At 62.8% G+C, this 12,270-nt stretch carries 12 protein-coding genes and 1 other RNA gene; 10 read left to right on the plus strand and 3 right to left on the minus strand.

What is annotated here, in order from left to right:
- Positions 1 to 20: 20 nt before the first annotated feature.
- Positions 21 to 1,574: an ABC transporter substrate-binding protein gene (locus VR71_RS24095; RefSeq protein WP_045686823.1), complete on the minus strand. Its 1,554-nt coding sequence runs from the start codon at positions 1,572 to 1,574 to the stop codon at positions 21 to 23.
- Positions 1,575 to 1,819: 245 nt separating this feature from the next.
- On the opposite strand from VR71_RS24095, the gene betI reads away from it, so the two are divergent.
- The 4 genes from betI to VR71_RS24115 all read left to right on the plus strand — a co-directional run bounded on the left by betI (position 1,820) and on the right by VR71_RS24115 (position 6,388).
- A complete protein-coding gene (gene betI / locus VR71_RS24100) occupies positions 1,820 to 2,407 on the plus strand; it encodes a transcriptional regulator BetI (protein ID WP_296430866.1) in 588 nt (195 codons plus the stop codon).
- Complete coding sequence (gene betC / locus VR71_RS24105; protein WP_045686824.1) at positions 2,404 to 3,912, plus strand: choline-sulfatase; 1,509 nt, start codon at positions 2,404 to 2,406, stop codon at positions 3,910 to 3,912. The genes betI and betC overlap by 4 nt, the downstream gene beginning before the upstream one ends.
- Before the next feature lie 73 nt (positions 3,913 to 3,985).
- A complete protein-coding gene (gene betA, locus VR71_RS24110) occupies positions 3,986 to 5,644 on the plus strand; it encodes a choline dehydrogenase (RefSeq protein ID WP_045686825.1) in 1,659 nt (552 codons plus the stop codon).
- Between the two features lie 63 nt (positions 5,645 to 5,707).
- Entirely contained in the window at positions 5,708 to 6,388 is a 681-nt protein-coding gene (locus tag VR71_RS24115) for a thermonuclease family protein (protein ID WP_045686826.1), read from the plus strand.
- A 91-nt stretch (positions 6,389 to 6,479) separates the two neighbouring features.
- Here the strand turns inward: VR71_RS24115 and VR71_RS24120 are convergent, their stop codons facing one another.
- The gene (locus VR71_RS24120; RefSeq protein WP_045686827.1) at positions 6,480 to 7,172 is read right to left on the minus strand and encodes a metal-dependent hydrolase; all 693 of its coding nucleotides are present in this window, start codon (positions 7,170 to 7,172) and stop codon (positions 6,480 to 6,482) included.
- Positions 7,173 to 7,318: 146 nt separating this feature from the next.
- Between VR71_RS24120 and gatC the strand changes: the two genes are divergently transcribed.
- The 6 genes from gatC (at position 7,319) to VR71_RS24145 (ending at position 11,548) form a co-directional block, all read left to right on the plus strand.
- Complete coding sequence (gatC, locus tag VR71_RS24125) at positions 7,319 to 7,606, plus strand: Asp-tRNA(Asn)/Glu-tRNA(Gln) amidotransferase subunit GatC (protein ID WP_040651348.1); 288 nt, start codon at positions 7,319 to 7,321, stop codon at positions 7,604 to 7,606.
- Entirely contained in the window at positions 7,606 to 9,093 is a 1,488-nt protein-coding gene (gene gatA, locus VR71_RS24130) for an Asp-tRNA(Asn)/Glu-tRNA(Gln) amidotransferase subunit GatA (protein WP_045686828.1), read from the plus strand. The genes gatC and gatA overlap by 1 nt, the downstream gene beginning before the upstream one ends.
- 38 nt (positions 9,094 to 9,131) lie before the next feature.
- Complete coding sequence (locus tag VR71_RS24135; protein WP_045686829.1) at positions 9,132 to 9,863, plus strand: hypothetical protein; 732 nt, start codon at positions 9,132 to 9,134, stop codon at positions 9,861 to 9,863.
- Positions 9,864 to 9,927: 64 nt separating this feature from the next.
- Complete coding sequence (locus VR71_RS24140) at positions 9,928 to 10,560, plus strand: N-acetylmuramoyl-L-alanine amidase (protein ID WP_296430876.1); 633 nt, start codon at positions 9,928 to 9,930, stop codon at positions 10,558 to 10,560.
- Between the two features lie 12 nt (positions 10,561 to 10,572).
- Positions 10,573 to 11,005: RNase P RNA component class A (gene rnpB, locus VR71_RS24435), an RNA gene on the plus strand.
- 36 nt (positions 11,006 to 11,041) lie between these two features.
- On the plus strand, positions 11,042 to 11,548 hold the full coding sequence (locus tag VR71_RS24145; protein ID WP_045686831.1) for a DUF2244 domain-containing protein: 507 nt from the start codon (positions 11,042 to 11,044) through the stop codon (positions 11,546 to 11,548).
- Between the two features lie 151 nt (positions 11,549 to 11,699).
- Here VR71_RS24145 and VR71_RS24150 read toward each other — a convergent pair whose 3' ends face one another.
- Positions 11,700 to 12,158, minus strand: coding sequence for a GatB/YqeY domain-containing protein (locus VR71_RS24150; protein ID WP_045686832.1), 459 nt, complete (start codon positions 12,156 to 12,158; stop codon positions 11,700 to 11,702).
- Positions 12,159 to 12,270 lie beyond the last annotated feature (112 nt).

Here is a 12,270-nt window from a genome sequence, read left to right on the forward strand (position 1 = left end):
GTCAAGTCAGACGGTGTGGATCAGGCCGTCCACCACCGCTCGACAAAGCGCATGCCGTCCACATCCCAGTTGGCGCCGAGCGTGTCGGAATGCGCCACTTTGGAGGAGTTGCCAAAGACGTAATTGGCAAACATCGGTACGATCACGCCGCCATCATCGCTACAGATCGCCTGCATTTCGAAATACATCTCGCGACGTTTGGCTTCATCGAGCTCCGAGCGCGCCTTGAGCATCAGCTCTTCAAAGCGGTCATTGCACCAGAATGTATCATTCCATGCCGCCCCGCATTTGTAGGTTGTGGCAAAGACCTGATCCTCGACCGGACGACCGGACCAATAGACTGCGCAGAACGGCTTTTTCATCCAGACATCGGACCAGTAGCCGTCATTGGGTTCACGGACCGGGGTCAGCTTGATGCCTGCCTGTGCTGCCGAGCTCTGATAGAGCACTGCTGCGTCTACGGCACCGACAAAGGCCGCGTCTGCCGCCGAAAGTTTGACTTCGATACTGTCGAGGCCTGCCGCCTTGAGGTGGAATTTTGCCTTGTCGGGATCAAAGGACTTTTGCTCCAGATCGGTGTTGAAGAAGCGTTGACCGCGACCGATCGGGTGGTCATTGCCAACCGACCCGTAGCCGAACAGGATCTTGTCCACCAGTTCCTGCCGGTCAATGCCGTATTTGAGGGCAAGGCGCAGGTCGTTGTTGTTATAGGGCTCGGCGCGGGTGTCCATGGCAAAGGTGTAATGTTGGGTGCCTGCGACCGAGTTGATCTGGATGTTTGGATTGCGCGCCAGAAGGCCCACGGTCTTGAGGTCGAGCCGGTCTGCCACATCTACATCGCCGGAGACGAGCGCAGTCGTCCGGGCGTTCTGGTCGACGATGGCAAGCACTTCGGCGGTGTCGAACCATGCCACATCATCGCGCCAGTGGTTCGGATTGCGTTCGACAGCGTAGGACACACCGGGATTGAAATCCTTGAGCACATAGCTGCCGCAGCCATCGCCCGATTTCCAGTCGATGCTTTCGCCTTCGGCCTTGCAGATCACGAGGTGATAGTCGCTGAGGAAGAAGGGGAAGTCGGCATTGCCGCCGCCAAGGGTGATGACAACCGTGTCATCGCCTTCGGTGGCAAGGTCGGTGATTTCAGCCACCAACGGCCCGGCCGCCGAGGTCGATCCCTCGCCACGGTGGAAGTTGAGCGAGTTCGCAACGTCGGTTGCTGTCACAGCCTTGCCGGAGTGGAAGGTGACACCTGACCGCAGCTTGAACCGCCAGACGGTGGCATCGTCCGAGGCTTCCCAGCTTTCGGCCAGTTCGGGGATGAGCGTGCCATCGGCGGCCACTTCGGTCAGCCGACCATGGATGGCAAAGGCGAGCGAGGTGGTGAAGCTGTTGGAATAGGTGCCCGGATCGAGCACATCGGTGGTCTGGCCGTGGCCGATGGCCGCACGCAGATGTCCGCCGCGTGACGGTGCCGCCTTGGCCCGCAGGGGCAGGCCTGCAATGAGCGCCGCGCCAGCGGTGGTGGCCATGAAGCCGCGTCGGTTGATGCGGCCAGAATTGAGAATGGTCATGGTGGTCGTCTCCCTTTGGTTTGCTATCCCGAACCGTCCTTGTGCCTCTTTCAGGTCTCCGCGGCCCCCTGCCGCGTGGCGGTCGGTTTATACCTGCCAAGGCTAATATGACGCTGTCATGAAATACAACGCCATTCTGGCAGGGGGGGTATGTCTTGTGATGCGGTCCTTCGTGGTTTTTATTGATTGACGAGTCAATTAAACACGATTAGGCCAGTCTGGCAACTGGTCTTTGGAGGGGGTGCATGCCGAAAATTGGGATGGAGCCGATCCGGCGCAGCGCGCTGGTGGAGGCCACGATTTCAGAGATCGGCGCGCATGGCAGTCTGGATGTGACGGTGGCGCAGATTGCCCGGCGGGCGGGCATGTCCTCGGCTTTGGCGCATCATTATTTCGGCTCTAAAGAGCAGATGTTCGTGGCCGCGATGCGCCATATCCTGACGCTCTATGGGGCGGAGGTACGCGGCGCGCTGATCATGGCCAAGACCCCGCGCCAGCGGATCGAGGCGATCATCCGCGCCAGTTTCACGCCTGCGCAATTCCGCGCCGAGATGGTGTCGGCCTGGCTCAATTTCTATGTGCAGGCGCAGCGCTCGGAGGAGGCGCGGCGTTTGCTGCACATCTATCAGCGGCGTTTGCGGTCGAACCTGCATCACGCCTTTCGCGCGTTGGCCCCCGATGACGCGCGCACGCTCACGCGTGGCCTCGCGGCGATGATCGACGGGCTCTACATCCGCCAAGCCTTGCGTGAAGGGCCGATGCAGCCCGGCCTCGCGATTGATGTGCTGTTGCATTACCTCGACACCAGCCTGCCTCAGAAGGATCTGACATGACCGCGCCCAATATCCTGATTTTCATGGTTGATCAGTTGAATGGCACTCTCTTTCCCGATGGTCCGGCCGACTGGCTGCACGCGCCGAATCTCAAGGCGCTGGCGGCGCGGTCCACGCGCTTTGCCAATGCCTATACCGCCTCGCCGCTCTGTGCGCCGGGACGGGCGAGTTTCATGTCGGGGCTCTTGCCGTCGCGGTCCCGCGTCTATGACAATGCCGCCGAATTCGCCGCTGATATTCCCACCTATGCGCATCACCTGCGCCGCGCTGGCTATCAGACCTGCCTGAGCGGCAAGATGCATTTCGTCGGCCCCGATCAGTTGCACGGGTTCGAGGAGCGGTTGACGACCGACATCTACCCCGCCGATTTCGGCTGGACGCCGGATTATCGCAAACCCGGAGAGCGGATTGACTGGTGGTATCACAATATGGGCTCGGTGACGGGCGCTGGGGTCGCGGAAATCTCGAACCAGATGGAGTATGACGACGAGGTGGCGTATAACGCACGCGCCAAAGTCTATGATCTGGCGCGGGGCCTGGACGCGCGGCCCTGGTGTCTGACGGTCAGTTTCACCCATCCGCATGATCCCTATGTGGCGCGCAAGAAATACTGGGACCTCTATGAGGACTGCGACCATCTGCTGCCAGAGGTTTCGGCGATGGACTATGCGGATCACGATGCCCATTCACGCCGGATCTTTGACGCCAACGACTGGCGCAATTTCGACATTACCGAGGACGACATCCGCCGCTCGCGCCGCGCCTATTTCGCCAATATCTCGTATCTTGACGACAAGATCGGCGAGGTTCTGGAGGCGCTGGAGAGCACCCGGCAAGAGGCGATTATCCTCTTTGTCTCGGACCATGGCGATATGCTGGGCGAGCGCGGGCTGTGGTTCAAGATGTGTTTCTACGAGGGCTCTGCCCGCGTGCCCCTGATGATCTCGGCCCCCGGCATGGCACCGGGGCTGATCACCGATCCGGTCAGCAATATCGACGTCTGCCCGACGCTTTGCGATCTGGCAGGGGCGGATATGTCCGAGGTCATGCCCTGGGTCGAGGGACAATCGCTGGTTTACTTGGGGCAGGGCGGCACGCGCGAGGCCCCTGTTGCGATGGAATATGCCGCCGAGGCGTCACAAGCGCCGCTCGTGTCGCTGCGCTATGGCAAGTGGAAATACAACCGCTGCACGCTCGACCCCGATCAGCTGTTTGATCTGGAGGCCGATCCGCAGGAACTGACCAATCTGGCGAATGACCCCGCCCATGCCGGAACGCTCGCGCAATTGCAGGCCAAGGCCGAGGCGCGCTGGGATCTCAGTGCCTTTGACGCCGCCGTGCGCGAAAGTCAGGCGCGCCGCTGGGTGGTTTACGAGGCGCTGCGCAAGGGCGGCTATTACCCTTGGGATTACCAGCCGCTGCAAAAGGCCTCTGAGCGGTACATGCGCAACCACATGGACCTCAACGTGCTGGAGGAAAGCAAGCGCTTCCCGCGGGGCGAGTGATGCGTTCATCGTTCTTTAAATACTCAATTTCGGCCGGTTTCGGCAGGGATTGCGCGCAAGGAAAGAGAGACTGATGCAAGCCGATTATGTCATCGTGGGCGCGGGCAGCGCAGGCTGTGCCATGGCCTACCGTCTGGCCGAGGCCGGAAAATCCGTGCTCGTGATCGAGCATGGCGGCACCGATGCGGGCCCTTTCATTCAGATGCCCGGCGCGCTGAGCTACCCGATGAACATGAAGCGCTATGACTGGGGCTATCTGAGCGAGCCCGAGCCACATCTGGGCAATCGTCGCCTCGCCTGTCCGCGCGGCAAGGTGATTGGTGGCTCCAGCAGCATCAACGGCATGGTCTATGTGCGCGGCCATGCGCGCGACTATGACCATTGGCGCGATGAGGGCTGCGACGGCTGGGGTTATGCCGATGTGCTGCCCTATTTCAAGCGGATGGAAAACTGGCACGATGGCGGTCATGGCGGCGATGCGGGCTGGCGCGGCCATGATGGCCCGCTGCATGTCAGCCGGGGGCAGCGGGACAATCCGCTGGTGCGCGCCTTTGTCGAGGCGGGCAAGCAAGCGGGCTATCCCGAGACGCATGACTACAACGGCCATCAGCAAGAGGGGTTTGGCCCCTTTGAGATGACCGTCCACAAAGGTCAGCGCTGGTCGGCGGCCAATGCTTATCTGCGGCCCGCGCTGAAACGCGAGGCTTGCGATCTGCTGCGGGGGCTTGTCACCCGCGTGGTGATCGAAGAGGGGCGCGCGGTGGGTGTCGAGGTGATCATCAAGGGCCACAAGCAGGTCGTGCGGGCCCGACAAGAGGTGATTCTTGCTGCCTCCTCGCTGAATTCCCCCAAACTCTTGATGTTGTCCGGGATTGGCCCGGCTGCGCATCTGGCGGACCATGGCATCCCGGTGGTCGCCGACCGCCCCGGCGTTGGACAGAACCTTCAGGATCATCTGGAGCTTTACATCCAGATGGCCGCAAGCCAGCCCGTCAGCCTCTACAAGTACTGGAACCTCTTTGGCAAGGCTTGGGTGGGGGCGCAGTGGCTCTTGTCCAAGAGCGGGCCGGGGGCGAGCAACCAGTTCGAAAGTTGTGGCTTTATCCGGTCCGGGGCAGGTGTGGATTATCCCGACATCCAGTATCATTTCCTACCCATCGCCGTGCGCTATGATGGCAAGGCTGCCGCCGAGGGGCATGGGTTTCAGGCGCATGTTGGCCCGATGCGCAGCCCGTCGCGCGGCGCTGTGACCCTGCGCAGTGCCGATCCCGCCGACGATCCGGTGATCCGCTTCAACTATATGAGCGACGCACAGGATTGGGAGGATTTCCGCAAATGTATCCGCCTCACCCGCGAGATTTTTGCGCAGGAGGCCTTTGCGCCCTTTGTCCGGCATGAGATTCAGCCCGGTGCGGCGGTGCAGAGCGACGATGAACTGGATGCGTTCATCCGCGAGCATGCCGAGAGCGCCTATCACCCCTGCGGCACCTGCAAGATGGGGCGCGCCAGCGATCCGACGGCGGTGGTAGACCCAGAGGGCCGGGTGATCGGAGTCGAGGGTTTGCGCGTCGCGGATTCGAGCCTGTTCCCACGCATCACCAATGGCAATCTCAACGCGCCGTCGATCATGGTGGGCGAAAAGATCGCCGATGCCGTGCTGGGCCGCAGCCCGCTGCCGCCTGAGAATGCAGAACCGTGGCTGCATCCCGACTGGGCGCAGAGCCAGCGGTGATCCGTTAACCTTTTGTTCACCTTCTGTCTTGAATGACGGGCGCGGCCTCTTGCATAAGGGGGCATGTTAAGAATTTGTTTACTCATCGGTCTTGGTCTGGTCCCGCTCTCGGTGGCGGCTGAGGGGTTTGGCGGTCTGATCCGGGTGATCGACGGCGACACGTTTGACGTGGGCGAAACGCGTGTGCGCCTGCACGGGATCGACGCGCCGGAACTGGGGCAGATCTGCACCAATCCCGATGGCGAGACTTGGGATTGCGGCACATGGGTGGCCGAAGAGGTGCGCGCCCGGATCGAGGGGCGCGAGGCGCGCTGCGAGGCGGTGGATACCGACAGATATGACCGCACCGTCGCACGTTGCGAGGTGGTGGGGCAAGATCTGGGCCGGATGCTGGTGGCGGACGGTCTGGCGCTGGCCTATCGCAAATATTCCATGGCCTATGATCTGGACGAGAAAGCGGCTGTGATCGCCGGGCGCGGGCTGCATGAGGTGCTGATGGCCCGCCCCGAGGATCACCGCCGCATGGTGCGCGAAGAGCGCGCGGCGGCGGCCAGCGCCAATGCGCCCGCAGCCCGAGCGGGCTGTAATATCAAGGGCAACCGCAGCGGATCGGACCGGCGCATCTATCACATGCCCGGACAGGCGGATTATGACGCTACGGTCATCACCGAGGCCAAGGGCGAGCGCTGGTTCTGTTCCGAGGCCGAGGCGCGGGCCGCCGGATGGCGGCGCGCCAAACGCTGAGGCGGATCGGGCGGGCAGGCCGGATTTTTGAGTATTTTTGGAACAGTGAAAGGGGCGGGGGACCTGCCCCTTCACGGCGGGGGCGGGTCGGTCAGAGCGTGATCGGCTGCATCACCTGCGGTTCGATCACATCGACCCCCGGCAGGGCCGCGGCGAGTTTCTCGGCGGATTGCTCGAGGATCGGGAAGGTCCGGTAATGGCAGGGGATCACCGTCTTGAAATCAAAGAAGGTCCGGGCCGCATAGGCAGCGCGGCGCATGTCCATGGTGAAATGCCCGCCCGCGCAGAGGATGCCGATATCGGGCGCATGCAGCGCGTTGAAGACGCCCATATCGGCCATCACATCGGTATCTCCCGAGACATAGATCACGTGGCCCTCGCCTGCGATCATGTAGCCACATTCGCTGCCCGTGACCTGCGGTCCGGCATCGGTGGCGATCGAGGTGGAATGGGTGGCGTGCACCATGGTTATCTGAATGCCGCCCAGATCGACCGTGCCGCCCTTATTGAAGCCGAGGGTTTGGATGCTCTCCTTGGCCTCCCAATGGGACATGAGGTCATATTGCCCCACGACCGGCACGCCGAGGCGTTTGGCCAGAGGCAGCACATCGGCGACATGGTCGAAATGCGCGTGGGTGAGCAGGATATGGGTGGCGCCCTCTGTGGCGGGGCCATGTTGATCCTCGGGCAGCATCGGGTTTCCGTTGAGCCAAGGGTCAAGGAGAAGGACCTGTCCGCCGATTTCGATCCGGAAAGAGCTGTGGCCGAGCCATGTGATCTGCATTGGTATCTCCGCTTGTTTCCTGATTGCGTTATCTTAGCGGTCCAGCCGCTCAAGGAAAGGGGCGGATGGCGCTGCGCGCCGCGATCCGCTTGCGCCCGCGCGGCCCCGGCGGTAAACGCAGGGCAAACGGATCATGGGAGAGGCTCATGTCGATTGATCTCGAAACCGCCGCCAAGGTGGCCAAGCTGGCGCGGATAGCCGTCAAGGACGAGGCGCTGCCGGCGCTGGCCGATGAATTCAACACGATTCTCGGGTTTATCGAGCAGCTGAACGAGGTGGATGTGTCGGGCGTGGAGCCGATGACCTCTGTGACGCCGATGCGGTTGCGGCGGCGCGAGGATGTGGTCAATGACGGCAATCAGCAGACGGCGGTGCTGTCGAACGCGCCGGATGCGCGCGAGGGTTTTTTTGCCGTGCCGAAGGTGGTTGAATAATGACCGAGCTGAACAGACTGACGATTGCCGAGGCGCGCGATGCGCTGCGCAAGGGCGATGTGACCAGCCTCGAGCTGACCGAGGCCTGTCTCGCGGCAGTCGAGGGTGCCGGGGCGCTCAATGCCTTTGTGCATCACACGCCCGATCTGGCGCGGGCACAGGCGCAGGCGGCGGATGCGCGGCTTGCCAAGGGCGATGCGCCCGCGATGTGTGGCATTCCCCTGGGCATCAAGGATCTTTTCTGCACCAAGGGTGTGCCAAGCCAAGCTGCGAGCCGGATTCTGCAAGGATTCCTGCCTGAGTATGAGTCGACCGTGTCGCAGAACCTGTTTGATGCGGGTGCAGTCATGTTGGGCAAGCTCAACATGGACGAGTTTGCCATGGGATCGTCGAACGAGACCTCTTGCTATGGCAATGCCGTCAATCCGTGGCGGCGTGGCAATGACGCGACCGAGCTTACGCCCGGTGGCTCCTCTGGCGGGTCGGCCAGTGCCGTGGCCGCCGATCTCTGCCTTGGTGCGACGGGCACCGACACGGGCGGATCGATTCGCCAACCTGCGGCCTTCACCGGCATCACCGGCATCAAGCCCACCTATGGCCGCTGTTCGCGCTGGGGGATCGTGGCCTTTGCCTCGAGCCTTGATCAGGCCGGGCCGATGACCAAGACCGTGCGCGACAGTGCGATCATGCTGGGCACGATGTGTGGCTTTGATCCCAAAGACAGCACCTCGGCCGATATTCCTGTGCCCGATTTCGAGGCCCTGCTGACGGGGGATATTCGCGGCAAGGTGATCGGAATTCCACGCGAATACCGAATGGAGGGCATGCCCGCCGAGATCGAAAAGCTGTGGTCCGATGGGGCCGATATGCTGCGTGCGGCGGGGGCGGAGATTCGCGACATCAGCCTGCCGCACACGAAATACGCGCTGCCCGCCTATTACGTGATTGCGCCGGCCGAGGCGTCCTCCAATCTCGCGCGCTATGACGGGGTGCGCTATGGCCACCGCGCCAAGCTGGCGCAGGGCGATGGCATCACGGAAATGTATGAGAAAACCCGCGCCGAGGGCTTTGGCCATGAGGTGCAGCGCCGCGTGATGGTGGGGACTTATGTTTTGTCCGCCGGGTTCTATGACGCCTATTACAACCGCGCCCGCCGCGTGCGCGCCCTGATCAAGCGCGATTTTGACGAGGCCTTTGCCGCTGGCGTCGATGCGATCCTCACACCCGCCACGCCAAGTGCGGCTTTTGGTTTGGGTGAAATGACGGATGCCGATCCGGTGCAGATGTATCTCAACGATGTCTTTACCGTGACGGTCAATCTGGCCGGTTTGCCGGGCGTTGCTGTTCCTGCGGGGCTGAACGCGCAGGGGCTGCCTTTGGGGCTGCAACTGATTGGGCGACCTTGGGAAGAGGGCGATCTGCTCAACACCGCTTATGCGCTGGAAGAGGCCGCAGGCTTTGTGGCCAAGCCCGCGAAATGGTGGTAAGGCGCGGGTCGATAGAGGTTTTGGCAGGATTAGGACAGATGCGGTTCACTCTTGGTTTGGTCGCCCTCGTGGCGCTTGTGGCCTGCGCGCCCGCAGTTCCCGACAGCGGTGCCGGGGTCGGGTTTGAGGACTATGGCACCTACGAGCGCGAGAAAGCGGCGCGCGAAGCCGCCTTGGCGCAAGGGGCGTTGCCACCGCCCGATGCGGTGTCGACCGAACCGCTGAACGCCACAGGACAGGCCATGTCGGCGGGGACCGATGATGCAGCGGCCATCGCGGCGGACGCGCGCGCCGCTCTTGATGCGGCGGCGGCCAATTCCGGTGAGGTGCCGCTACAGGCAAGCCCGTCCAACCCTCCGCCCGCAGTCGAGAATGCCGCCGGGATCTCAGAAGAGAACAATTTTGATGCCGTTGGCGCAGAGCGTTCCATCGAAGAGGATGCTGCGCGGATTGCCAATAATCGCGCGCAATATCAGGTGGTCCAGCCACAGGCGATTGGCAGCCGTCCCAGTGACGTTGGTCCCAATATCGTGGAATATGCGCTGAGCAGTAAACATGCCGTGGGCACGCCGGTCTATCGACGGATGGGATTGAGTGCGTCGAGCAAGTTCGAGCGAAATTGTGCGCAATACCCCTCGGCGGATCAGGCGCAGTTGGATTTCCTGCGGCGTGGTGGGCCGGAGAAGGACCGCCAAGGTCTTGACCCCGATGGCGATGGCTATGCTTGCGGGTGGGATCCGCGCCCGTACCGTAATGCGGTGCGCGGCTGACAGGCCCGTGATCTCGCGGCCCTCGCCCAATTTCGGCCCGCGCCGAGGGGGCGTGCGGCCCGACATGATTGTCGTGCATTACACGGCGATGGCGACCACAGAGGCGGCGCTGGAGCGGCTCTGTGATGCGCAGGCCGAGGTGTCGGCGCATTACCTCATCTGCGGACATGGCCGCGTCTGGCAACTGGTCGAGGAGGGCGCGCGCGCCTGGCATGCCGGGGCTGGGCAATGGGGAGATGTGACGGATGTCAATTCGCGCTCCATTGGAATTGAGTTGGCGAACACTGGGGCGCATCCCTTTTCCGAGCCGCAGATGGCGGCGCTTGAAGAGGTGATGGCGGGGATCATGGCGCGCTGGGATATTACGCCCGCGCGCGTCATTGCCCATTCCGACATGGCACCTGCGCGCAAAGACGATCCCGGGCCACGCTTTGACTGGCGGCGGTTGGCGCGGCAGGGGCTGTCGATCTGGCCAAAGCTTGGGGCAGGGGGCGAGGCCACGCCCGCGCAATTCGCCCGCGATGCCGGGCGCTTTGGCTACATCAGGGCCGAAGGCGTCAGCGATGCCGATATCCTGCGCGCCTTTCGCCTGCGGTTTCGCCCGCATGTCACTGGCCCGCTGGAGCCGGAGGATTGCGCGATGATGGCAGATCTTGCCGCACGCTTCGCCGTTGACCGCACCGCGCCAAGCGCCTAAGTCAGCGCTTGCGCGGAGGGCCGGATGGCCGCGGCATCCCCCAAAGGGGGTGACGAGGAAAGTCCGGACTCCACAAGACAACGGTGCCGGGTAACGCCCGGCTGGGGTAACCCAAGGGAAAGCGCCACAGAGAAGAAACCGCCCGTCGCACCTGCGGTTCGCCAAGGGAGACTGCGCACGGGTAAGGGTGAAACGGTGGGGTAAGAGCCCACCGCGGGACGGGCAACCGGACCGGCACGGCAAGCCCCACCGGGAGCAATGCCAAATAGGGACCGCGCGTGGGGACAGGTCGGGCAACCGATACCGCCCGCAGGCACGTCTTGGCCCGGCGGTCCGGGTTGGCAGCTAGAGGGGCGTTGGCAACAACGTCTCAAGAGGAATGGTCATCCAGCCCCGGATCACGGTCCGGGGTGGACAGAATCCGGCTTATAGGCCCTCCGCGCGCTCTTTTCATTTCCGACAGGCAGGCTAAAACCCTGATATGCCGTATAAATGGACCGGGCCTCGCGCCGAGGCTGATCAAGAAGTTACCCTGTCTCTCTGGCCGCACCGGTCGCTGCCGCGTCGGGGGTTTGCTGCCTTTGTGCTGACCACTTTCACGCTCATCACCGTGCCCCTCTATCCGCTGCTTGGCACGGCGGTGCTCTGGGGGCTGTTGCCCTTTTTGCTCTTGGCGGTCGGGGGCGTGTGGTGGGCGCTGGAGCATAGCTATCGCACCGCGCGGCTGAGTGAGGTTTTGACCATCGCGCCGGAAGACGTGCATCTGGTGCGCACCAATCCGCGCGGCGATGTGCAGGAATGGACCTGCAACCGCTATTGGGCGCAGGTCAACATGCATGACCAAGGGGGGCCGGTGGCGCATTACCTCACGCTCAAGGGGGCCGGGCGCGAGGTTGAGATCGGCGCGTTTCTGTCCGAGGACGAGCGCAAGGTGCTTTACGGCGAATTGGCGCATGCGCTGCGCCCGCCTACGCCGCTGGTCGGGTAAGGGGGCGCGAACCATTGGGCCTGATGATTCCGAGAGCATGATCTTGCCATGACCCTTGCCCCGCGGTGCATGCCGCCGCAGTGGTCTGCGTCCGGAGGGGCGGGGAAAGGCAGAAATTGGTTATCGCGGACGAACCGCCCGGTCGATGCGCCTAACCGAGGCGGGCTTTGACTTGTGGGCCGACCGCGCCGAAATCCATTTGTCCGGCATGACGATCCTTGAGCTTGCCCATGATCTTGCCCATGTCGCGGATCGTGCTGGCCCCAACGTCGCTGATTGCCTTGTCTATGGCTGCGCTGACCTCGTCCTCTGTCAGTTGACGTGGCAAAAATTCCTCGATGACCTTGATTTCGTCGCGTTCCCGTTCGGCCAGATCAAGACGCCCGCCCTCTTCATAGGCGCGCACGCTCTCGTTGCGTTGCTTGGTCATCTTGGCGAGAATGGCCAAGATCTCGGCATCGCCGACGGGCGTGGCTCCGTCAGCGCTTCGGCCGGCGATTTCTTGATCCTTGATTGCAGCGTTGATCAGGCGCAGCGTTGCCAGTCGGCTTGCCGCCTTGTCCCGCATGGCCTGTTTCAGGGCCTGATCGACCCGGTTGCGCAATTCCATTCCAGTTCATCCCCATGATCTTTACAAGAGGAGGAGCCTAACGTTAATGGGGTGTGATGGCAACTGCCTGACGTGTCGGTCCGCGGGGCAACTGGGCCTTGACCCGACCGGG

Source organism: Roseovarius sp. BRH_c41 (assembly GCF_000961715.1).
Lineage (GTDB): Bacteria > Pseudomonadota > Alphaproteobacteria > Rhodobacterales > Rhodobacteraceae > Roseovarius.